We start from the raw sequence: 21,413 nt of genomic DNA, 5'->3' as shown, positions 1-21,413 counted from the left end.
CCCGCTCCGATCGTAATTTTTAGTTAGGAATCCCCGCATGGCTGTTGGTGTCTTTGACCTTTTTTCGATCGGTATTGGTCCGTCGTCTTCGCATACTGTGGGGCCGATGCGGGCTGCTGCTGTTTTTGCCGAGGAGTTGGTGGGGTCCGGGGTGCTGGGTTCCGTGGGGTCGTTGCGGGTGGATTTGTATGGGTCCCTGGCGGCGACGGGGCATGGGCATGGGACGATGACGGCGGTCCTGTTGGGGTTGGAGGGGTTTCATCCGGAGTTGATCCTGCCGGCGGAGGTGGAGGAGCGGCTGGCTTCGATCGCGGAGACCGGGGTCCTGAACCTGGCCGGGGCGGTGGAGGCTTCCGGTGGCGGTGTGCCGTTGCCGTACGGGGTGGAGGATATGGTGCTGCGGCCGTTGACGGTGTTGCCGCGGCATACGAACGGGATGACGTTCACCGTCTCTGATGCGGGCGGGGAGGTGCTGCATGCGGCGACGTTCTTCTCGGTCGGTGGCGGGTTCATCGTCCGGGAGGGTGGGGAGGATGCCGCGCAGCAGGAACTGGATGCGTCCAAGGAGGAGTTGCCGTTGCCGTTCCGGACCGCTGCTGAGCTGTTGGAGCACTGCGCGGTGACCGGGCTGGGCATCGCCGATGTGATGTTCAGGAACGAGCTGGCCTCCCGGGATGAGGGGGAGATCCGGGCCGGGCTGCTGCAGATCTGGTCGGTGATGGAAAACTGCGTGGCCACGTCCCTGAAGCGGGACGGGGTGCTGCCGGGCGGGTTGAAGGTCCGCCGCCGGGCCCCGGACTGGTACGACCGGCTGAAGAAGGAATGCGCCGACGGCCTGGAGGACCAGGACAACAGCGAGGACCAGGACGCGGCCTGGGACGCGGGCCGGCACGATCCACGGTATTGGCAGGAGTGGGTTAACTTGGTGGCGTTGGCGGTGAACGAGGAGAACGCTTCCGGCGGGCGGGTGGTCACCGCGCCGACGAACGGGGCGGCCGGGATCATCCCCGCGGTGCTGTACTACGCGCTGCACTTCGCCCCCGGCATGGACCAGGCCACCCAGGCTGACCGGGACGGTGTGGTGGTGCGGTTCCTGCTCGCCGCCGGCGCGGTCGGGGTGCTGTACAAGGAACAGGCCTCGATCTCCGGGGCAGAGGTCGGCTGCCAGGGCGAGGTCGGGTCCGCGTCCTCGATGGCCGCCGCCGGCCTGGCGGAGGTCATGGGCGGCACCCCGGCGCAGGTGGAAAACGCGGCCGAAATCGCGATGGAACACAACCTGGGCCTGACCTGTGACCCGATCGGCGGGCTGGTCCAGGTCCCGTGCATCGAACGGAACGCGATCGCCGCCGCGAAAGCGATCAACGCCGCGAAAATGGCCCTCTGGGGCGACGGCACCCACCGGGTTTCCCTCGACGAAGTCATCATCACCATGCGCGAAACCGGCAAAGACATGAGCGACAAATACAAGGAAACCGCCATGGGCGGCCTCGCCGTCAACGTCGTCGAATGCTGACACCGGTTCCCGACACGCTCAGCCAACGGCAAAACCACCGAACAAAGGAAACAAGACCATGACATTGGCACCTGAAGGCCGGAAGATGCTGCGGATCGAGCAGCGCAATGCTGCGGTTCCGGTGGAGCGCAAGCCGGAGTGGATCAAGGCCAAGGTCCAGATGGGCCCGGAGTTCGTCGGGCTGAAGAACCTGGTGAAAAAGGAAGGCCTGCACACCGTCTGCGAGGAAGCCGGCTGCCCCAACATCTTCGAATGCTGGGAAGACAAGGAAGCCACGTTCCTGATCGGCGGGTCCGAATGCACCCGCCGCTGCGACTTCTGCCAGATCGACACCGGCAAACCCTCACCCCTGGACCGGTTCGAACCCACCAAGGTGGCCCGCTCCGTCCAGTCCATGCAGCTGCGCTACGCCACCGTCACCGGCGTGGCCCGCGATGACCTCGAGGACGAAGGCGTCTGGCTCTACGCCGAAACCGTCCGCAAGATCCACGAACTGAACCCCGGCACCGGCGTCGAACTGCTCATCCCCGACTTCTCCGGCAACCCCGACCACATCAAAGCGATCTGCGACTCCAAACCCGAAGTCTTCGCCCACAACGTCGAAACCGTCCCCCGGATCTTCAAGCGCATCCGCCCCGCGTTCCGCTACGACCGCTCCCTGGACGTCATCACCCAGGGCCGCAACCACGGGATGGTCACCAAATCCAACCTCATCCTGGGCATGGGCGAAACTCGCGGGGAAATCTCCGAAGCCCTCCGAGACCTCCACCAGGCAGGGTGCGACCTGATCACCATCACCCAATACCTGCGCCCCAGTGAGCGGCACCTGCCCGTGGACCGCTGGGTCAAGCCCCAGGAATTCGTCGACCTCCAGCACGAAGCCGAAGAAATCGGGTTCCTCGGCGTCATGTCCGGCCCCCTGGTCCGATCCTCCTACCGCGCCGGGCGCCTCTGGGCCACCGCCATGCGCAAAAAAGGCCGCGACATCCCCGCTGAACTCGCCCACATCGCCGACGGCATCCAGGACTCCGGCACCACCCGCCAGGAAGCCGCCACCCTCCTGGCGGGCTAGCAGCGCAACGTCAGCTGTTCCCGCGCACCACCGGGATGCTCGCCGTCGGCAGTCCGCTGGGGAAAACCGTGGGCTCCGGCTCCACGACCGGTTCAAGCGGTACCTGCACGGGCCCTGCCCCCACCGTGAGGAGCTGGCCGCGGACGTCCACCTCCAGCGACTCACCCTCCTGCACCGTGAGAGTGATGGAACCGGCGGCGAGCTGGACCAGCAGCAGGCGCCCCCGGATCTTCAGGTGGAAGGCCAGTCCGTCCCATTCGGCGGGCAGGCGGGGATCGAAGTACGGCACCGGGCCCTGGTCGCGCATGCCAGCGAACCCGCACACCAGCGAACTCCAAACTCCCCCGGTGGAGGCGATGTGGACGCCGTCGATGGTGTTGCCGTGGGTGTCGTCCAGGTCGATGAAGGCGGCGTTGGTGAAGTGCTCCAGCGCTTCCTTCGAGTAGCCCACCTCCGCCGCCATGATGCCCTGCACGCAGGCGGACAGCGTGGAATCGCCGGTGGTGAGGGGATCGTAGAAGTCGAAGGCGCGCTGCTTTTCCTGCGCAGTGAAGTCCTGCCACTGCAGGAACATGGCCAGGACCGTATCCGCCTGCTTCAGCACCTGGTGGCGGTAAATCACCAAGGGGTGGAAGTGCAGCAGCAACGGGTACTTGGACCGCGGAGTGGTCCAGTCCCAAGCCTCCAGGGTCATGAAGTCGTTGTCCTGGGAGTGCACCTGCATGCGCTCGTCGAACGGCAGGTTCATCCGGCTGGCCGCAGCCTCCCACAGCTGGCGCTCCTCCAGCGTGATGCCGGCGTGCTCAAGGGCAGCGGCCGCGCGAAGGTTGAAGCGGGCCATGACGTTCGTATAGAGATTGTCGTTCACCACGGCCGTGTACTCGTCCGGGCCGGTGACGCCGTGGATATGGAAGAGCCCGTCCTTACCGAAGAAGCCAAGTGAGATCCACATCCGGGCGGTCTCGATCAGCAACTCGGCACCCATTCCGTCCCGGAACGCGGTGTCACCGGTGGACCAGAGGTACCTGTTGGTGGCGAAGGCGATGGCTGCCGCGATATGGAACTGGGCGGTGCCGGCAGCGTAATAGGCGCTGGCTTCGAGCCCGTTGATGGTGCGCCACGGGAACAGGGCACCGTCCACGCTCAGCTCCTTGGCCCGGATCCTGGCTTCGGGAAGCATGCTGTGCCGGAATTCCAGGACCTGCCGGGCGCCGTCGGGATTGGTGTAGGTAAGGTACGGCAGGAGGTACACCTCCTGGTCCCAGAAGTAGTGCCCCTCGTAGCCGGACCCGGTCACGCCCTTGGCGGGAATGCCGGCAACATCCGCACGCGCGGTGGCCTGGGCCAATTGGAACAGGTTCCACCGGATGGCCTGCTGCAGCCCGGGCCGGCCGCCCTCCACCACGATGTCGGACGTGGCCCAGTAGCTGCGGAAGTGCGCCTCGCTCTCGGCAAAGATGTCACTCACCGGCCGCAGCGCCTCTTCCGCCACGGCGGCTGCGTCGATTTCCGGGTCCTGGATGGTGCGGCCGGCGGCGTAGCTGACGCTCTTCTCCAGCCGGAACGGCTCATCAGCGTCGACCGCCAGGACGTACCGGACACTGCTGTCGTCCTGGTCAACCAGCGTCTCGAACGGCTGGTGCCCGGGCGACGTCCAGTGGTCCACGGCGATGCCCACCCGCTGCTTGGACTCCGCCGCCTCCCACGACAGGCGCAGGGAGCCGTCGCCGCCGTCGAGCCGCAACGGCAGCAGCACGCGCCCTGCGTGGCGGCCGGCGCGGCGGGGATCGTGCACGGAGTGGTCTTCCACCGGCTGGTCCTGGCGGTTGATCACGGACGAGGTGACATCCAGGGAAACCTGCTGGTTCGTTGCCACCTCCAGCGAAATGCCGAGGCCGCCCCGCGACGCGAAGCCCACGGCACGCCGCTCCGTGGTGGTCACGGTTGCGCCGGACCGGCATTGCCAGGTGATGCGGCATTCATAGATTCCGGTACAGAAGTCCACGGTCCGCCGGTAGTCCAGCACCTCGGACTCGGCCAGGCTGAGGCTTTCCCCGTCCACCACTACCGTGAAGTTGTTGGCGTCCGGAATGTAGAGGATGCGCTGCCCGGTCCGGGCGAAGCCAAACGCGTTCTCGGCGTGCTTGATGTCCCAGATCTCGTGCAGCCCGTTGATGAAGCTTCCCGGCAGTTCGGCATCGGCCGCCGCCCAGTGGGCGCCCCGGATGCCCAGGTGTCCGTTACCGAGGGCAAACAGGGTCTCAAGCGTTGCGGCTCCATGGGTCTCGTAGCGGGTTTCGACGAGCTGCCAGGGGGTGTCGGGGAACCGTTCGCGGTCCGCGGTGATCAATGCCATGGTCGGGGTCCTTTTGGCCTTGCTGTGCTGCCGGGCTGGCCGGCACGGAGTATTCGGGGGAAATGCGGTAACTGGATTGGTGCTGCGGTGGGTGGGATAGCGGGGTTGCCCGGGGGAAGGCAACGGCTCCCGGATGGGTTTAGGGGATGAGTTCCTGAAGGTCGTTGACCACCAGGGTGGCGCCGGCGTCCAGGAGCGTCTGCCGCCCGGCTCCGCGGTCCACGCCGATGACGGAGTGGAATGATCCCGCCTGCCCGGCCTGTACACCGGACACCGCATCTTCGACCACCACGCACTCGGAGCTGGACAGGTCCAGCAGCTTGGCGGCGTATTCGTACGTGGCCGGGTTTGGCTTGCCTGGCAGGCCCTGCTCCGCGGCCACCACCCCGTCCACCACGACGGCGAAGTGCCGGCTGAGGCCGGCGGCCTTCAGGACTGCGGGGGCATTGCGGGAGGAGGAGACGACGGCGACCTTGAGTCCGCGGTCAAGCGCGGCTTGGAGGAAGCGGACAGAGCCGTGGAACGGTTCGACGCCGGCGCTCACGATGTCGTTGAAGACCGCGTTCTTCCGGTTGCCCAGACCATGGACGGTGTCGTGGGAGGGATCGTCATCCAGCGGGCCCTCCGGCAGGGTAATCCCACGTGAGGCCAGGAAGTCGCGTACCCCGTCAAAGCGCGGCTTGCCGTCGATATGGTCGAAGTAGTCGCTTTCCCTGTAGCCGGAAACACCTGGCTGTGAGGCAAGGTAGCCATCGAACAGCTCCTGCCAGGCCCGCTCATGCACGCTGGCTGTGGGCGTCAGCACCCCGTCCAGGTCGAACAGGATTGCTGCGGCGCCGGTCCAGGCGGCGGTATCAGCTGCAGTTTCTTGTGTCATCGGCGGTGCGGTGTCCTCTCTGTTGGTGGACAGCCGGCCCCGCCGGGCAGCCGAAAGGAGGTTCAGCTGCGCGGCATGCGCGCAGCATCACTCCCTTGTCCGCCCACTGCAGGACCGATCATGGCCGTAGACGAGTGTAAGCGCTTGCAAATTTCGCTGGCAACTGTTTTTTCTTACCCTCCGCTGCAGCGGATAATCAGTCACCGCAGGACGTAATGGCGGAGGAAGGCGCTGACGTCCACCATCTCCGTTTTGGACATCGCGTGCCCCATCCCCGGGTAGGTCCGGGGCGTCAACAACGTGTTCTGGTCCAGCCATTCGGCGGTGTAGGCGATGGCGTCCTCGTTGATGACCAGATCGGCCTTGTCCCGCCCCCAGAAGAAGGGCGGCTTGGCCTCGAAGGAATCCATGACCGTGAGGAGCTCGTTCTTGAGGACGAAGCCGGACAACCCCACAACGGCCTTGTAGTCCTCGGGGTGCAGCCGCAGGAGCGTGGTGGCCATGGCCATGCCCTGGGAATAGCCCATGAGGGTGACGCTGCTGTGCTGGTCCCTGACGGAACTGATCCACGCGCGGACGGAGTTGGCTGCGGAAATGACGTCGGCGAAGTCGTTCGCCAGGAAGTAGTCCAGCAGGAACCAACCCCAGTGGTCGCCAATCGGCATCGGGGCGCGCACGGCGGCACAGGTGAACTCCTGTGGCAGGTATTCGAAAAGGCGCACCATCCGCGACTCGTCCGTGCCGTAACCATGCATCATCACCAGCAACGGAGTGCCGGCACGCTGGCCTTCGGGCTTGGACCACACAACTGTTTCCACCGGAACAGCCTAGCGAGACGTGCCTGTCCTCACGGCCGGGTCATTGAATCCCGAATCACTGGGAGGTAGCGTGACGCTTGACAGACAGCAGGCTTAGCTTTTGGCAGTGACGCACCACCTTTCCGTAACGCCCTACCAGCGCCGCGCAGGACGCGGTTATAAGGAGCAAGTCATGAGAATCGGCTCGTCAATCTTCCTCATCGCCCTCGGCGCCATCCTTGCCTGGGCAGTGGCTCCCGGACTCATTCCATTCGTGGACCAGCAGTTGGTGGGCTACATCCTGATGGCCGTGGGCGTGATCGGACTGATCGCGTCCCTCATCCTAGCTTCCCCCGGCCGCAGCCGGCGCGTCAGCGAGTCCCGCTCCGTCATCGATCCCAACACCGGCGAGCGCATCACCCGCCATGAAAGCCGCGACGGCGGAATCTAACCACCGGCGGACCGGGGACAAGGCGCCTCGAAACAAAAGAACCCGAAGAGCCGGGCTGGACCAAAGCGTTCAGCCCGGCTTTTTCGCGTCCCGGCCCGGCTTTCTTGTCCAGAGCTGGAGGCCACAACACTCCCAATCCGTCGTTCGGAGCAGGAATTCCAACCCTTCGCAGATCTAAATCTTGTTTCATGTTGGTTTCCATTGACAAACCAACAGAAGCAAAGATAAAGTCAAGTAACTCAACACCAGAGTGATCCAAGTCACGACAGCCACTACGCAACGGAGGGTACGTGTTCGCCGAGGAGCGCCAGCAGAAGATTGCCGAGCTTGTGGCCGGCAACGGCCGGGTCAGCGTGACCCTGCTCGCTGAGCGCTTCAGCATCACCACGGAAACCATCCGCCGTGACCTTGCCGCTCTGGAGAACGCCGGCACCGTACGGCGCGTCCACGGTGGAGCGGTGGCGGCAGACCGCTTCAGCACCACCGAGGAAAGCGTCACCGAGCGGGCCATCCAGCGGCCGGACCAAAAGGTCCGGATCGCCCAGGCCGCCCTCACACTGATCCCCCGGAACTCGCCGGCCAGCGTCCTCATGGACGGCGGCACCACCACCGAAGTGCTGGCGGACCTGCTGGCGCGACGCACCGCCGTCGAACCTTCCGACGGAACCGGGCCGCAGCACGAACTGGTGGTTATCACCCACGCTGTACCCATCGCCAGCAAGCTCTCCAACGTCCCCGGCGTCGCCCTGCAGATCCTGGGCGGCCGGGTCCGCGGACTCACCCAGGTGGCCGTGGGCCAGGCAACGGTGGATGCCGCCAGCCGCATCCGCCCGGACATCGCGTTCATCGGAACCAACGGCATCCACGCCACCTTTGGCGTCAGCACTCCCGATCCTGAAGAAGCCGCCGTCAAGGCAGCCTTCGTCCAGTCGGCCCGCCGCATTGTGGTGCTGGCCGACTCCTCCAAACTGGACACGGAAACGCTGGTCCAGTTCGCCTCCCTGAAAGACCTGGACACCTTGATCACAGACAGTGAACCCGGACCTGAACTCGCCTCCGCCCTGGAAGAGGCCGGCGTTGATGTGGTGATCGCATGATCGTCACCTTCACGGCCAACCCAAGCCTCGACCGCACAGTGGCCCTCCCCGGGCCCCTGGCGCGCGGCGAAGTACAGCGCGCCGTCTCCGTCCGCCAGGAATCCGGCGGCAAAGGCGTCAACGTCTCCCGCGCCCTGGTGGCCTCCGGACTCGAATCCCTTGCCGTCCTGCCAGGGGCGGACAGCGATCCCGTCCTGGCCGGCCTGCGCGAAAGTGCAGTCCCCTTCATATCCCTCCCCATCGACGAGCCGCTGCGCACGAACGTGGCGCTCACCGAGCCCGGCGGCGTGACCACAAAGATCAACGAGCCCGGGCCCGTCCTTGCCGCGGACCAGCAGGAAGCGCTCATCAAGCTCCTGCTGGAAAGCTCCCGCGGCGCCAGCTGGGTGGTCCTGGCCGGTTCGCTGCCGCCCGGATTCCCGGACAACTTCTACGCCACGGTGGCCCGCCGGATTCGGGAGGCGGGCAACGGCAATTCGCCGCTGATCGCCGTCGACTCCTCCGGGACACCCCTCGCCGCTGCCCTGACCGACGCCGGAACCCCCGACGACGGCACAGGCACCAGCGGAACAACCACGGGTTCCGGGAAACCGGACCTCCTCAAGCCCAATGCCGAAGAACTGGCGGAGCTGGCCGCAGCCGCCGGTTTTGCCCCGGCCTCCGGTGACGAGCTGGAAGCGGACCCGGCGGCTGCCGCTGCCGCCGCAGCCGCCGTCGTACGTTCCGGTGTGGGTGCTGTGCTGGCAACTCTCGGTTCCAAGGGAGCTGTCCTCGTAACGGCCGACGGCGCGTGGCTTGCCACGCACCCGCCGGTCGCCGCGGTCAGCACGGTGGGTGCGGGCGACTCCGCACTTGCCGGCTACCTGCTTGCCCACGGCCGGGGCGCCGCCCCCGCCGACTGCCTTCGTCAGGCGGTGGCCCACGGTGCCGCCGCTGCCTCGCTGCCCGGATCCACTGTTCCGGCAGCAGACCAAACCACCCCGGATGCCGTAACCATCACGGCCCTTCGAAAGGATTGACAGTGACCCAGCTCATCACCACGGACCTGGTCGAGCTCGACCAGAACCTGGGCAACGCCCCCGAGACGGTGATCCGGCATCTGGCAAGCAAGGTAGCTGCCACCGGACGCGCGTCGGAAGTCGAAGGACTCTTCGCCGATGCCTTCGCCCGCGAGCAGAAGACCGCAACCGGCATCCCTGGCGGCATCGCCATTCCGCACTGCCGTTCCGCCGCCGTCACGGTTCCCACCCTGGCCATGGCACGGCTGGACCCGAAGGTTGACTTCGGCGCCAAGGACGGCCCGGCCGACCTGGTGTTCTTCATCGCCGCTCCCGACGGGGCGGACCAGGAGCACCTGAAGCTGCTCTCCAAGCTGGCCCGGTCCCTCATCAAAAAGGACTTCACCGCGGCCCTGCGCAACGCCTCCTCACAGGCCGAAATCGTGGAGCTCGTGGACGGCGCCCTGGCCGACAAGCCCGCCGCACACGCCGCTGCCGCCCCGGTTGACGCCGTTCCGGTCGGCGCCACTGTTGGCGCGGCAGCAGGCGCCGGTGAAGCAGGTTCTTCAGCCGCTGCAGGCGCAAGCGCCGACGGATCTGCCGCCGGCTCAACCCCTGCACGGTCCAGGCGCCTCGTGGCCGTGACCGCCTGCCCCACCGGCATCGCCCACACGTACATGGCTGCCGACTCGCTGGTGGCAGCTGCCAAGGAAATGGGCGTCGACCTGCAGGTGGAAACCCAGGGCTCCTCCGGGGCCAAGCCACTGGACCCCGCGGTCATCGCAGCGGCCGACGCCGTGATCTTCGCCGTTGACGTGGATGTCCGCGGCAAGGAGCGCTTCGCCGGCAAGCCGGTCATCAACGCTCCGGTCAAGCGCGGCATCGACGAGCCGGACAAGATGGTCCGCGAAGCGCTCGCCGCGGCAGAGAACCCCAACGCCCACCGCGTTCCGCACTTCGGTGCCGAGGAACAGGCTGAGCACGAGGCTGAGGAGAAGGGCGAGCACATCGGCCAGAAGCTCAAGAAGGCCCTGCTCACCGGCGTCAGCTACATGATTCCGTTCGTTGCCGGCGGCGGCCTGCTGATTGCGCTGGGCTTCCTCCTGGGCGGCTATGACATCACCGGCGTCGCTGACAAGGTGGTGGTGCAGAACAACTTCGGCAACCTGCCCGAGGGCGGCCTGGCCATCTACCTGGGCGCCGTAGCATTCAAGATCGGCGCGCTCTCCATGGGCTTCCTGGTCCCCGCACTGGCCGGCTACATCGCGTACGCCATCGCTGACCGGCCCGGCATCGCCCCGGGCTTCGTTGCGGGTGCGGTGTCCGGATTCATGGGCGCCGGCTTCCTGGGCGGCATCGTGGGCGGCCTGCTGGCCGGTTACATCGCCCACCTGATCGGAACCTGGCAGGTCCCCCGCTGGCTGCGCGGCCTGATGCCCGTGGTGATCATCCCCCTGCTCGCCTCGATCGTTGCCTCCGGCCTGATGTTCCTGGTCCTGGGCGGACCCATCGCCGGACTCACCACGGCGCTCAACAACTGGCTGTCCGGCATGACCGGTGCTTCCGCCGTCGTCCTTGGAATCATCCTTGGCCTCATGATGTGCTTCGACCTGGGCGGCCCCGTCAACAAGGTTGCCTACGCGTTCGCCGTGGCCGGCCTGAGCGCCGGCAGCGCCACCAACCAGGCTCCGTGGCAGATCATGGCCACCGTGATGGCGGCCGGCATGGTTCCGCCGCTGGCCATGGCACTGGCAACGGTCCTGGACAAGAAGGTGTTCAGCCTGGCCGAACGCGAGAACGGCAAGGCAGCCTGGCTGCTGGGTGCGTCCTTCATCTCCGAAGGCGCCATCCCGTTCGCCGCGGCCGATCCCCTGCGCGTCATCCCCGCCTCCATGCTGGGCGGCGCACTCACCGGCGCACTCACCATGGCCTTCAACGTGACCTCCCAGGCCCCCCACGGCGGCATCTTCGTCTTCTTCGCGATCGGCAACCTGCTGATGTTCGTCGTCTCGATCATCGCCGGCACCGTGGTCAGCGCGCTGGCCGTCGTTGGCCTCAAGCGCTGGGCAGTCAAGAAGACCGTTGATACGGTTGAACCGGTTCCCGCAACCGTCTGAGCCGGCTTAGCCACACACCTCACCGGCCGCTGAACCCTCAGCACGCCGAAAGACAAAGGAGCAAAAATGCCAGAACGCACAGCAACCGTTGCCAGCCGCGTGGGCCTGCACGCCCGCCCGGCCGCCATCTTTGCCGAGGCAGCCGGAGAGTTCGACCTGGACATCACCATCGCCCGTGAAGGCGAGCCGGCCGACGAAGCCATGGACGCTGCCAGCATCCTGTCCCTCATGAGCCTGGGCGCCTCGCACGGTGACGTGGTGGTCCTCCGCGCCGAAGGTGCCGGCGCAGACGACGCGCTGGACCGGTTGGTGCAGATTCTGGAAACGGACCACGACGCCGAGTAGCAGCAACGCTGCCCCAAGCCACAAAGCCGGCGGCCGCCGTCGGGCTTCCCTAAATGGGAACGTCCGACGGCGGCCGCTTGGCTTTAAGCGCCCCGGCCTACCTGGGTGCCCGGAACAGTCAGCCGCGTTCGGCGAGCGCCTTGACGTCGGCCAGGAGTTTGTCCCACATGCCCTTGGAGTGTGCGGCGGCTTCCTCGGTGGGGTTGTTGTCCTGCGCCAGCGACAGGCGAGTGGTGCCGCCCTGGTCCTCAAGCGTCCACTCGAGCGTGTGGTAGTTTTCCGGCTTGTCCTCCTGGCCGGACAGGGGGCTGAAGTGGGTATGCACCAGTTTCCGCCCCGGTTCGACATGGAGGATGCGGCCTTTGTCCCGGTACGTCTTCCCGTTCCACTCGCCCTGCCAGGTGATGGGACTGCCAACGCTCCAGTCGGTCTCCAGGGTGGTTCCGAACATGAACTCCTTCACGGCGGCGGGATCCGTGAGCACGCCCCAGACGTGTTCGGCAGGTGCGTTGATGGTGATGACTGAGGTTGCCACGTGGTTTTCCGTCATGGCTCAGGCCTTCTTTGCCGTGAAAAGCAGGTATTCCCATTCCATCTGGAACGGGGAATCGCCGTGGGCGTCGCCAAAGGAGTCAGCCAAATCGGTGAGGGCCTTATCCAGCGCGTTGACTCTGTCATGGTCTTCCGCGAGCGACTTGTAAACGGAGATCATGGGGCCGTAGTGGGACTTGAAGTACCTGACGAAGTCCGCGGGCTGGTGGAAGCTTTTGACGGCCAGGTTCTGCTTGCGGGTATGGACGTCCGTGATCCTGTCCCCCAGCAGTTCGCGGACATGGCCCTCACTCCCCCACAGCGGCGCAGGCTGTGCACCGGGCGGGGGCGGCGGCGCGAAAGGCTTCATGGCGGCAAGCATCTGGCCGACAAATCCTTCCGGCGTCCAGCACAGCAACCCGATGGAGCCGCCCGGTTTGCAAACCCTGAGCAATTCGTCGGCGGCCGCCTAGTGGTGCGGCGCGAACATCACTCCGATGCAGGACATGACAGCGTCGAACTCGGCATCGTCGAAAGGCAAAGCCTCGGCATCACCTTCCTGCCAGTCCAGGGCGACGCCCCGGTTCGCCGCTTCCCGCCGCCCCGCCTCGAACAGCTCCGGGGTGAGGTCGCTGGCAACCACCTTGGCGCCCATCATTGCTGCCGGAATGGCGGCATTGCCGGTTCCCGCCGCCACGTCCAGGACCCGCTGGCGCGGCCGGATGCCGGTGGCCTCCACCAGTACGGCGCCCAGTTCCAGGAGCATCTCGTCCGCGAGGGCCGGGTAGTCCCCGGACGCCCACATGGCCCGGTGCTTCTTTTTGAGCTCCCGGTCCGCCTCCACTGCATCGGTCTGCTGGCTCATGCCCGTGCCCCTCTACGTGTCCGGTCCGAATGGCTGACAGCACGCTGTTGGCACAGCGGAGGCTGTGATGCGACTCATTGTGGACGCGATGGAGGCCGCTGTAAAGGCGGGACTGCCGCCGGGCAGGCTGGCGGGCGCGTGATTCCTGCTCAGGCCGGCTTGCGCGCCCTGGTGGTCTTGGCGGCCGGCTTGGCTGCGGTCTTTGTTCCGCTGGATTTGGTGTCCGCTGATTTGGTTCCGGTGGACTTGGATGCGGTTGCCTTAGCGGCAGTGGACTTGGCGGCGGTGGACTTCGTGGCGGTGGACTTCGTGGCCGACTTGGCGGCCGGCTTTGCGTCGTCCGTGCCGGTCTTCGCGGCCGTCTTCGAGGCTGCCCCGGTGCTGGAAGCCTTGGTGCCGGAGGCTTTGCGGGCCGGCTTGGCCGGCTCGGCTTCCCCGTCCCCGGTGTCCGCCACGTCATCGGAACTTCCGCCGGCGGAGGCGGCTTCCCCGCCGCCGCGTTTCCGGTCCAGGCTCCGCTTGAGGGCCTCCATGAGGTCGATGACTTCGCCCTTGCCGCCCTCGCCGGCCTCGACGCCGAAGGTCTCCTCCGTGTCCAGCGATTCGCCCTGTTCGAGCTTGGCGTCGATGAGCTGGCGGAGCTGCACCTGGTACTCGTCCGTGAAGGAGTCAGGTTCGAAGTCGGCAGCCATGGACTCCACCAGCGCCGCGGACATGTCCCGCTCCTGCGCGGAAATCCTGATGTCGGCTTCCAGGGACGGGAAGTTGGCTTCCCGCACCTCATCGGGCCACAGGAGGGATTGGAGCACCAGCACGTCGTCCTTGATCCGTAGTGCCCCCAGCCGGGTCTTTTCCCGCAAGGCGAACTGGACGATGGCCACCCGGTCCGTGTCCTCCAGCGCCCGGCGCAGCAGCACGTAGGCCTTGGGCGACTTGGAGTCGGGCTCCAGGTAGTAGCTTTTCTCGAACATCATGGGTTCAAGCTGCTCGGACGGGACGAACTGCACCACTTCGATCTCGTGGCTGTTTTCCGCCGGGATGGATTTGAGCTCATCCTTGGACAGCACCACGGTACGGCCGTCCTCGTCGAACGCCTTCTCGATGTCCGAGTAGTCCACCACCTCGCCGCACACCTCGCACCGGCGCTGGTAGCGGATCCTGCCACCGTCGGCATTGTGAACCTGGTGCAGACTGATGTCATGATCCTCAGTGGCGCTGTAGACCTTCACGGGCACGTTGACCAGGCCGAACGCGATGGCACCTTTCCAGATGGCTCTCATTCCTACAGTCAACATCAGAGCGGGCCGGAGGTGAAGCCCTGTGGCCGGTAGCAGGGAGCGTGTCCGGGTGGCGGGGCGGGAACTGACCCTCACCAACCTGGACAAAATCATCTATCCGGAGACCGGCACCACCAAGGCGGACGTGCTGGCCTACTACGCCGCGGTTGCCCACGTCCTGGTTCCTGCGGCAGCCAACCGCCCGGCCACCCGCAAGCGGTGGGTTAACGGAGTGGGCACGGCGGACAAGCCCGGGGAAGTGTTTTTCCAAAAGGAGCTGGAGGATTCGGCCCCGGGATGGCTGCCTCGGGCGGCGATCACGCACAAGGACCGCACCATCCACTACCCCCTGGTCAACGATGCCGCAACCCTGACCTGGTTCGGCCAGATCAACTCGCTGGAGATCCACGTGCCGCAGTGGCGGGTGGACTCGCACGGCAACCAACTGAATCCGGACCGGCTGGTGCTGGACCTGGACCCGGGCGACGGAGCCGGCCTGCAGGAGTGCCGCGAGGTGGCCCTCCTGGCCCGCGCCATCCTGCAGGACGTGGGCCTGAACCCGGTGCCGGTGACCAGCGGCAGCAAGGGCATCCACCTCTACGCCGCACTGGACGGGACCCAGACCTCCGAACAGATTTCCGCGTTCGCCCGGGAACTGGCGCGCGCACTCGAGGCCGACCACCCGGACCTCGCAGTCAGCGACATGAAGAAGTCGCTGCGCAAAGGCAAGGTACTGGTGGACTGGAGCCAGAACAACGCGGCGAAAACCACCATCGTCCCCTACTCGTTGCGTGGCCGGCCCACCCCCCTGGTGGCTGCACCGCGGACGTGGCGGGAGATCGACTCGCCCAACCTGAAGCACCTCGACTACCAGGAGGTGCTGCGGAGGGTGCGGGACGGGAAGGACCCGTTTGCCGCCGTCGTCAGCGCCGCAGGTGGCGGGGCACCAACCGCGGCGGACGACCACGAGGAAGCGAACGACGCCGATCCCCGCCTGGGCAAGTACCGCGCCATGCGCGATCCCAACGCCACGCCCGAGCCGTTCGCCGGCCTCCCCGCAGGCGGCAACAGCTTTGTCATCCAGGAGCACCACGCCAGCCGGCTGCATTGGGACCTCCGGCTGGAACACGAGGGCGTCCTGGCATCCTGGGCACTTCCCAAGGGCGTTCCGGAGTCCGGCGGCAAGAACCACCTGGCTGTCCAGACCGAGGACCACCCCATGGACTACCTCACCTTCCACGGGACCATCCCCAAGGGCGAGTATGGCGCGGGCGTCATGACCATTTGGGACACCGGCACCTATGAACTGCACAAGTGGATCAACGGCCGGGAGGTCATCGTCACGCTGACCGGCGCCGAGGACGGCGGGCTGGGCGGCACCAAGAAGATTGCGCTGATCCACACCGGAAGGGGCCCAGGCAAGGACGCCCAAGGGCAGTGGCTCATCCACCTGATGGACCAGGAGCAGCCAGGCGGACGACGGCGGCTTGCGGCTCCGGCGGGACAGGTTCAATCCGCTTCAGCGGCACCGGCTGAGGAGCCGGCCGGGGAGCCGGACGAGGAGCCGGACGAGGAACCGGACGATCCCGAAGAGGACGACGGCGGTGCGGCGCCGGAGCAGGAAGCCACGCCTCAAGTGCCGGCAGAGCCTGCCACCGGCACCGTTGCGGACCCGCTGGAATACCAGCCCATGATAGCCACGTCCGGCACCACGGTTGACCTGCAGGGCAGCTCGTGGCAATACGAACTCAAATGGGACGGCGTCCGGGCCATCCTGGTGGCCGACAGGGAAAGGGTGCGCATCTTCTCGCGCAACGGCAACGATGTCAGCCGCACCTACCCCGAGTTCACGGACCGGGGCTGCTGGCCGGAGCAGCCCTTCGTGGCGGACGGTGAGATCATCGCCGTCCGGCCCGGCGGACGGCCTGACTTTGGCCTCCTGCAGGGCCGTATGAAGCTCACCCGGGCCGCCGACGTCGCCAAAGCCCGCACCACCATCCCGGTCCAGCTGATGCTGTTCGACCTCCTGTTCGACGACGGGAGGGACCTCCGGCGCCTGTCGCTCAGCAAACGGCGGCAACGGCTCGAGGAGTTTTTCGAGCCGTCCGACTGCCCTGTGGACCTGTCCATGGTGCTGGCGGAGTCCGTTGAACTCCTCATGGCCAGCGCGCAGGAGCTTGGGCTTGAAGGCATCATGGCCAAGCGGACCGACAGCCGCTACGTCAGCGGCCAGCGGACCCGGACATGGATCAAACTCAAGACGGAACAGACCCAGGAAGTGGTGGTGGGCGGCTGGCGTCCGGGCAAGGGCGGCCGCCAGGAGACCGTTGGATCACTGCTGGTGGGGATTCCCGACGGCGACAAGCTGCAGTACGTGGGCCGCGTCGGCTCCGGCTTCAGCAGCCGTGAACTCACGGAGCTGCGGCAAACGGTGGAGCGGCTGGGCCGGAAAAGCTCGCCGTTCCACGAGGTCCCCCGCCCCGATTCTGCCGACGCACACTGGGTGGCACCGGAACTGGTGGGCGAAGTAACGTACAGCGAATGGACCGGGCCGGGCAGGCTCCGGCACCCACGGTGGCGGGGCTGGCGCGTGGACAAGGACCCGGCGGACGTTGTCCGGGAAGGCTGAGGCAAGTCCGGCGGGAGCGGCGGTTTTCGACGCGCCCACGGGTCCGCGACGCACAAATTACCCGGCGCGCCCATATTCCGGGGGCGCCAGGTAATTTCAGTGTCGATTTTGAATGCGCGTGTCGCGAGGCGCACGCTCCCCCCGGCTACGAGGAGTGCGGCATCTGCGGCCTGCCGGTGCGGTGGACCGCCGTCACGGCTGCTTCGTGGCCAAAGCGGCCATGGCCGGAAGCGTTGTCCTTCGGATGCCGGCGCTTACCGTACCCGTCAGGCCACCCGCTTTGCTGCGCCAGCGGAACACCGCCGATCGCTGCAGGGCCGGGTGCCACTGGAGCATCCATTGCCGCAGCCAGGTGGTCTGCCACCTCAGGCTTGATGTGGAACTGGTGGGATTCTTCACCCATTTTGGTTCTTCCCTTCTTCCCTCGTTTTCCTTGAGACGAAACGCCAGCGAAAGCGCCCGGGCACGCAGGCTTACTGCCCGGAAAGAAGTGTGTTCATCGCTCTACCATAGGCACCTCTGCCCCTGCTGGGAACCCCCTTCAAGGACAGTGGTTGCCGTCACGTTTGCGCCCGGTTTCCCGGAAGTTGGCGGGTGTAAACGGGGCGATTTGGAAAATTTTTGGTAACGGCGCTGTTCATCAGCCTGCTTCCCAGTGATGGCGCGGGAAAAGCCGGGGCAAAAAATTTCGGAACCGGGCTCATTTCGATGCCAAAAGGCCGGACTCTACGCCATGAAACCGAACGCGCGCCAGCGGAATCCCGTAAAATTGAAGGCCTGCCCAGAGCGGGGCAGCTACAAGTCGCAAGCAAATGACCTCCACAGGAGTTGCCCAAATGCCCACAGACCGAAGCAGGACCGACTCTTTTGCAGGCGCCACAAACGCCCGCGGAACCGACCCGGCAGCCGCCACGGCTGCCAAGAAGCCCAGGCTGCTGCCACGCCGCCGGCTCAAGGAATCAGACGTCAACGTGGTTGACCAGCCGATGCTCAAAAAAGCGCTCGGCGGAACCATCGTGGGCAACACGATGGAATGGTACGACGTAGGTGTCTTCGGCTACCTCATCACCACCATGGGGCCCGTATTCCTGCCGGAGTCCGATCCCACAACGCAAAACCTGTTCCTGTTGGGAACGTTCGCTGCGACCTTCATCGCCCGCCCTCTCGGTGGCGTCATCTTCGGCTGGCTCGGCGACAAGGTGGGCCGCCAGAAGATCCTGGCCACCACGCTGATGATCATGGCGGCCAGCACGTTCGCCGTCGGCCTCCTGCCCGGGTACGCCCAGATTGGACTGTGGGCGGCAGCGCTGCTGGTGCTCCTCAAGGTGATCCAGGGTTTCTCCACAGGCGGTGAATACGCCGGCGCCACCACGTTCGTCAGCGAATATGCCGCTGACAAGCGCCGCGGCTTCTTTGCCAGCTTCCTGGACCTCGGCAGCTACATGGGCTTCGCCATCGGCGCCGCTTTGGTTTCGGTCCTGCAGCTGACCCTGGGCCAGGCGACCATGGAGGACTGGGGATGGCGCATCCCGTTCCTGATCGCCGGTCCGCTGGGCCTGATCGCCGTGTACTTCCGGAGCAAGATCGAGGAATCGCCGCAGTTCCAGGCCACCCTCGATGCCCAGGAGGAGAACGCCAAGAACGCATCCGACGGTGACACCGCCCAGGCCAAGGGACCCGTGGGGATTATCAAGGCCTACTGGCGCCCCATCATCGTTGCCATGGTTGTGGTGGCTGCTGCCAACACGGCCGGTTACGCCCTGACGTCCTACATGCCCACGTACCTGACCGACGCAAAGGGTTACGACGAGCTCCACGGCACGCTGCTGACCATTCCCGTACTGGTGGTCATGAGCCTCTGCATCCCGCTGACCGGCAAGCTGTCCGACCGGATCGGCCGCCGCCCGGTACTCTGGATCGGCGCCGTAAGCACCATCGTCCTGGCCGTGCCGGCGTTCCTGCTGATCGGCATCGGCGCCGTCTGGTCCACCCTGGCCGGACTGGCCCTGGTTGCCTTCCCGGTCACCTTCTACGTGGCCAACCTTGCCTCGGCCCTGCCGGCCCAGTTCCCCACCTCCAGCCGCTACGGCGCGATGGGCATTGCATACAACTTCGCGGTGGCGATCTTCGGTGGAACCACCCCGTTCATCGTGGAGCTGCTGATCAAGTCGACCGGCAACGACATGATGCCGGCGTACTACTTGATGGCAACCTCCTTCGTTGGCGCAGTGGCCATCTACTTCCTGAAGGAATCCGCCAACCGCCCCCTCCCGGGATCAATGCCCAGCGTTGACACCGAGGCAGAGGCGAAGGAACTGGTGGCCACCCAGGACGAGAACCCGCTGATCAACCTGGACGAGCTGCCGTTTGATACCCACGATGGCACCGACCCCCAGGCGCACCGCGGGGTTCCGGCCGGGGCATAGCTCCGCTCCTGGCGCTCTTGTAGCCCACGCTCGCAGGCCCGTCCCGCGTGCTTCCTTGGGGGAAGCACGCGGGACGGGCCTTTGCGTGCCCGGCGCATGTCCGATTGTGACCGCCGGGAATGTGACTCCTCCTGAGGGCCAGTGATACGTTCCGAAAGGCCTCCGGGCTAAGGCAGCACACCAAAACAGAACAGGTTCGGTACATGAAGCAGGTAGTGGAGCAGGTGCGGGCGCTCCACCGGCTGGAACCTGCCAGCGGGGACCACCTTGCCGCACTCCGCGTGGCGATCAGCGTTGCAGTCCCCTCGCTGCTGCTGTTGGCTGCGGGCCGAACCGACCTCATGATCTACGCAGTGTTCGGAGCTCTCACCGGCATGTACGGCAGGTCCGAACCCCACCAGCTGCGGCTCCGCCACCAGGGACAGGGTGCCCTGGTGCTGCTCAGCGGCGTGGCCGTGGGAGTAACGCTGTCCATCAACCACATCCACTCGTGGTGGCTGGTGGCCGTGGAAGCCACCCTGGCAGGAGTTGGCTCGGTCTACGCTGACCGGGTACGCCTCAAGCCGAACGGTCCCTTCTTCGGCATTCTTGCCCTCGGCGCCTGCGCTTCCGTTCCCACCGTGGTCCCCTGGTACGCCGCCATGGCCATCGCCTGCGCATCGTCGGTGTTCTCGATCCTGATCGGCTTCAGCGGCTGGGTGCGGAGCCGGGCATGGGAACCGGGCGCAACCCGGAGCAAGCCGTCCCGTTCATCGGCACGGCACCGCGAACTCTCGGTCCACGCTGCACGGTATGTTCTGGCAGTGGGGGCCGCGGGGACGGCGGGTGTCATCAGCGGCACCGGCCATCCGCATTGGGCCATGGCCGCGGCGGCTGTGCCGCTCGCCGGCGCAGACCTGCCCAGCAGCGTCCGGCGTGGCGTCCACCGCATCGTGGGGACGTTCGTGGGGCTGGCGGTCACCGCCGTCGTCCTCCTGCCGGAGCCCTGGGCACTGGCAGGCCTTTACCCCGCACTCCAGGAACCGGCGCACCGGGCCGCGGTGCTTGCCCTGCTGGTGATCCTCTTCCAGTTCGCCACCGAGTTGTTCATGACCAGGCACTATGGCCTGGCGATGGTCTGGTTCACCCCTGTCATCCTGCTGATGACCCAGTTGGCCTCGCCCATCGAGCCGAGGGTCCTGATCCTTGAGCGCGCTGTGGAGACGCTGGTGGGCGCACTGCTGGGGATTCTGGTGGTGGTAACTGTGCGCCGGCCGGGTTCCCGTACCCGGATCCCCCTACTTCGGCTTCCGCGCCGGCCCGGCCATTAGGCGCGCCGGAGCAACCTTGGCCACTGCGGCCACCACCTTGTAGCGCTTGGACGGGATGGACACCGCCTTGCCGTGCTCGTTGTCCGCCAGCCCTTCACGGACCACCCGCTCGGCGCGGAGCCATGTCCATGAGGGGGCCACCGATTTGTCCATCCCCATCCGGTCGTGGAACTCGGTGTGGGTGAAGCCGGGGCAGACGGCCGTAACCTTGATGCCGCGCTTGCGGTAGGCAAGGTTTGCCCACCGGCTGAAACTCACCAGCCAGGCCTTCGCCGCCGAGTAAGTGCCGCGCGGCAGGAACGCGGCCACGCTGGCCACGTTGATGATCCTGCCGTCGCCGCGCTCCAGCATGCCCTTCAACGCTGCGTGGGTGAGCAGCATGGACGTTTCCGCGTGCAGCTTCAGGTGCTTTTTCTCCTCCGCTGCGTGGTTGTCCTCAAAGTTGCGAAGCAGGCCAATCCCTGCGTTGTTCACCAGGATCCCTATGGGCCGCGTGGCGTCCTCAAGGCGTTCGACGACGGCCGCCACGTCGTCGTCCTGGGTCAGGTCAGCGGGAAGCACCTCAGCCGTGATTCCGTACTGCCGCCGGAATTTTTCGGCTGTTTCTGCCAGCCGGGAGGCGTTGCGTGCCACCAGGACCAGGTCGTTGCCCTGGGCCGCAAGCTGCTTGGCGAATTCGTGGCCGAGCCCTGCGCTGGCTCCGGTGACGAGTGCTGTGGTTCGGGTGCTGGATGGCGTCATGCTGCCAGCCT

17 protein-coding genes and 1 pseudogene are annotated in these 21,413 nt (G+C 66.2%); 10 read left to right on the top strand and 8 right to left on the bottom strand.

Annotated features, from left to right (window positions below):
• Positions 1–37: 37 nt before the first annotated feature.
• Both JCQ34_RS01860 and lipA read left to right on the top strand, forming a co-directional pair.
• Entirely contained in the window at positions 38–1,513 is a 1,476-nt protein-coding gene (locus tag JCQ34_RS01860; RefSeq protein ID WP_286401245.1) for an L-serine ammonia-lyase, read from the top strand.
• Between the two features lie 58 nt (positions 1,514–1,571).
• On the top strand, positions 1,572–2,585 hold the full coding sequence (lipA, locus tag JCQ34_RS01855; RefSeq protein WP_286401242.1) for a lipoyl synthase: 1,014 nt from the start codon (positions 1,572–1,574) through the stop codon (positions 2,583–2,585).
• Between the two features lie 10 nt (positions 2,586–2,595).
• Here the strand turns inward: lipA and JCQ34_RS01850 are convergent, their stop codons facing one another.
• The 3 genes from JCQ34_RS01850 to JCQ34_RS01840 form a co-directional block, all read right to left on the bottom strand.
• Positions 2,596–4,941, bottom strand: a complete 2,346-nt coding sequence (locus JCQ34_RS01850; RefSeq protein WP_286401238.1) for a glycoside hydrolase family 65 protein — start codon at positions 4,939–4,941, stop codon at positions 2,596–2,598.
• Between the two features lie 139 nt (positions 4,942–5,080).
• The gene (locus JCQ34_RS01845; protein WP_286401235.1) at positions 5,081–5,818 is read right to left on the bottom strand and encodes an HAD family hydrolase; all 738 of its coding nucleotides are present in this window, start codon (positions 5,816–5,818) and stop codon (positions 5,081–5,083) included.
• Between the two features lie 200 nt (positions 5,819–6,018).
• Entirely contained in the window at positions 6,019–6,636 is a 618-nt protein-coding gene (locus JCQ34_RS01840) for an alpha/beta hydrolase (protein ID WP_286401232.1), read from the bottom strand.
• A 172-nt stretch (positions 6,637–6,808) separates the two neighbouring features.
• Here JCQ34_RS01840 and JCQ34_RS01835 point away from each other — a divergent pair, with 172 nt between their 5' ends.
• The 5 genes from JCQ34_RS01835 (at position 6,809) to JCQ34_RS01815 (ending at position 11,623) form a co-directional block, all read left to right on the top strand.
• Positions 6,809–7,066: a DUF6458 family protein gene (locus JCQ34_RS01835; protein ID WP_141158415.1), complete on the top strand. Its 258-nt coding sequence runs from the start codon at positions 6,809–6,811 to the stop codon at positions 7,064–7,066.
• Between the two features lie 290 nt (positions 7,067–7,356).
• Positions 7,357–8,163: a DeoR/GlpR family DNA-binding transcription regulator gene (locus JCQ34_RS01830; RefSeq protein ID WP_286401228.1), complete on the top strand. Its 807-nt coding sequence runs from the start codon at positions 7,357–7,359 to the stop codon at positions 8,161–8,163.
• On the top strand, positions 8,160–9,182 hold the full coding sequence (locus JCQ34_RS01825; RefSeq protein WP_286401225.1) for a 1-phosphofructokinase family hexose kinase: 1,023 nt from the start codon (positions 8,160–8,162) through the stop codon (positions 9,180–9,182). Before JCQ34_RS01830 ends, JCQ34_RS01825 begins: the two co-directional genes overlap by 4 nt.
• Before the next feature lie 2 nt (positions 9,183–9,184).
• Positions 9,185–11,278 carry a PTS fructose transporter subunit IIABC gene (locus tag JCQ34_RS01820; RefSeq protein ID WP_286401223.1) on the top strand — a complete coding sequence of 698 codons (2,094 nt, stop codon included), beginning with the start codon at positions 9,185–9,187 and terminating at the stop codon, positions 11,276–11,278.
• A gap of 66 nt (positions 11,279–11,344) precedes the next feature.
• Positions 11,345–11,623, top strand: a complete 279-nt coding sequence (locus JCQ34_RS01815; RefSeq protein WP_142131405.1) for an HPr family phosphocarrier protein — start codon at positions 11,345–11,347, stop codon at positions 11,621–11,623.
• Positions 11,624–11,741: 118 nt separating this feature from the next.
• Here JCQ34_RS01815 and JCQ34_RS01810 read toward each other — a convergent pair whose 3' ends face one another.
• The 3 genes and pseudogenes from JCQ34_RS01810 to JCQ34_RS01800 form a co-directional block, all read right to left on the bottom strand.
• Positions 11,742–12,173 carry an SRPBCC domain-containing protein gene (locus JCQ34_RS01810; protein WP_286401219.1) on the bottom strand — a complete coding sequence of 144 codons (432 nt, stop codon included), beginning with the start codon at positions 12,171–12,173 and terminating at the stop codon, positions 11,742–11,744.
• Positions 12,174–12,176: 3 nt separating this feature from the next.
• Positions 12,177–13,019, bottom strand: a pseudogene (locus JCQ34_RS01805) (class I SAM-dependent methyltransferase).
• A 149-nt stretch (positions 13,020–13,168) separates the two neighbouring features.
• Complete coding sequence (locus tag JCQ34_RS01800; RefSeq protein WP_286401216.1) at positions 13,169–14,299, bottom strand: Ku protein; 1,131 nt, start codon at positions 14,297–14,299, stop codon at positions 13,169–13,171.
• A 40-nt stretch (positions 14,300–14,339) separates the two neighbouring features.
• Here JCQ34_RS01800 and JCQ34_RS01795 point away from each other — a divergent pair, with 40 nt between their 5' ends.
• Positions 14,340–16,925 (top strand): ATP-dependent DNA ligase, encoded by a 2,586-nt coding sequence (locus JCQ34_RS01795; protein ID WP_286401214.1) that lies wholly within the window; start codon positions 14,340–14,342, stop codon positions 16,923–16,925.
• Positions 16,926–17,070: 145 nt separating this feature from the next.
• Here the strand turns inward: JCQ34_RS01795 and JCQ34_RS01790 are convergent, their stop codons facing one another.
• On the bottom strand, positions 17,071–17,328 hold the full coding sequence (locus JCQ34_RS01790; RefSeq protein ID WP_286401213.1) for a hypothetical protein: 258 nt from the start codon (positions 17,326–17,328) through the stop codon (positions 17,071–17,073).
• A gap of 433 nt (positions 17,329–17,761) precedes the next feature.
• Between JCQ34_RS01790 and JCQ34_RS01785 the strand changes: the two genes are divergently transcribed.
• Both JCQ34_RS01785 and JCQ34_RS01780 read left to right on the top strand, forming a co-directional pair.
• Positions 17,762–19,351: an MFS transporter gene (locus JCQ34_RS01785; protein WP_286401211.1), complete on the top strand. Its 1,590-nt coding sequence runs from the start codon at positions 17,762–17,764 to the stop codon at positions 19,349–19,351.
• A gap of 203 nt (positions 19,352–19,554) precedes the next feature.
• Positions 19,555–20,661 (top strand): FUSC family protein, encoded by a 1,107-nt coding sequence (locus JCQ34_RS01780; RefSeq protein ID WP_286401208.1) that lies wholly within the window; start codon positions 19,555–19,557, stop codon positions 20,659–20,661.
• On the opposite strand, the gene JCQ34_RS01775 is transcribed toward JCQ34_RS01780, so the two are convergent.
• Positions 20,629–21,402, bottom strand: coding sequence for an SDR family NAD(P)-dependent oxidoreductase (locus tag JCQ34_RS01775; RefSeq protein ID WP_286401205.1), 774 nt, complete (start codon positions 21,400–21,402; stop codon positions 20,629–20,631). The genes JCQ34_RS01780 and JCQ34_RS01775 overlap by 33 nt on opposite strands.
• Positions 21,403–21,413 lie beyond the last annotated feature (11 nt).

It is taken from the genome of Pseudarthrobacter defluvii (assembly GCF_030323865.1).
In the GTDB taxonomy this organism is placed as follows: domain Bacteria; phylum Actinomycetota; class Actinomycetes; order Actinomycetales; family Micrococcaceae; genus Arthrobacter; species Arthrobacter sedimenti.
This window is presented reverse-complemented; position numbering and strand designations above follow the sequence as displayed.

What these genes read in the sequence shown, in the direction of transcription:
- JCQ34_RS01860 (WP_286401245.1), top strand. Translation starts at nt 38, where the DNA reads ATGGCTGTTGGTGTCTTTGACCTTTTTTCGATCGGTATTGGTCCGTCG.
- lipA (WP_286401242.1), top strand. Translation starts at nt 1,572, where the DNA reads ATGACATTGGCACCTGAAGGCCGGAAGATGCTGCGGATCGAGCAGCGC.
- JCQ34_RS01850 (WP_286401238.1), bottom strand. Translation starts at nt 4,941, where the DNA reads ATGGCATTGATCACCGCGGACCGCGAACGGTTCCCCGACACCCCCTGG.
- JCQ34_RS01845 (WP_286401235.1), bottom strand. Translation starts at nt 5,818, where the DNA reads ATGACACAAGAAACTGCAGCTGATACCGCCGCCTGGACCGGCGCCGCA.
- JCQ34_RS01835 (WP_141158415.1), top strand. Translation starts at nt 6,809, where the DNA reads ATGAGAATCGGCTCGTCAATCTTCCTCATCGCCCTCGGCGCCATCCTT.
- JCQ34_RS01825 (WP_286401225.1), top strand. Translation starts at nt 8,160, where the DNA reads ATGATCGTCACCTTCACGGCCAACCCAAGCCTCGACCGCACAGTGGCC.
- JCQ34_RS01815 (WP_142131405.1), top strand. Translation starts at nt 11,345, where the DNA reads ATGCCAGAACGCACAGCAACCGTTGCCAGCCGCGTGGGCCTGCACGCC.
- JCQ34_RS01810 (WP_286401219.1), bottom strand. Translation starts at nt 12,173, where the DNA reads ATGACGGAAAACCACGTGGCAACCTCAGTCATCACCATCAACGCACCT.
- JCQ34_RS01800 (WP_286401216.1), bottom strand. Translation starts at nt 14,299, where the DNA reads ATGAGAGCCATCTGGAAAGGTGCCATCGCGTTCGGCCTGGTCAACGTG.
- JCQ34_RS01790 (WP_286401213.1), bottom strand. Translation starts at nt 17,328, where the DNA reads ATGGGTGAAGAATCCCACCAGTTCCACATCAAGCCTGAGGTGGCAGAC.
- JCQ34_RS01785 (WP_286401211.1), top strand. Translation starts at nt 17,762, where the DNA reads ATGCCCACAGACCGAAGCAGGACCGACTCTTTTGCAGGCGCCACAAAC.
- JCQ34_RS01780 (WP_286401208.1), top strand. Translation starts at nt 19,555, where the DNA reads ATGAAGCAGGTAGTGGAGCAGGTGCGGGCGCTCCACCGGCTGGAACCT.
- JCQ34_RS01775 (WP_286401205.1), bottom strand. Translation starts at nt 21,402, where the DNA reads ATGACGCCATCCAGCACCCGAACCACAGCACTCGTCACCGGAGCCAGC.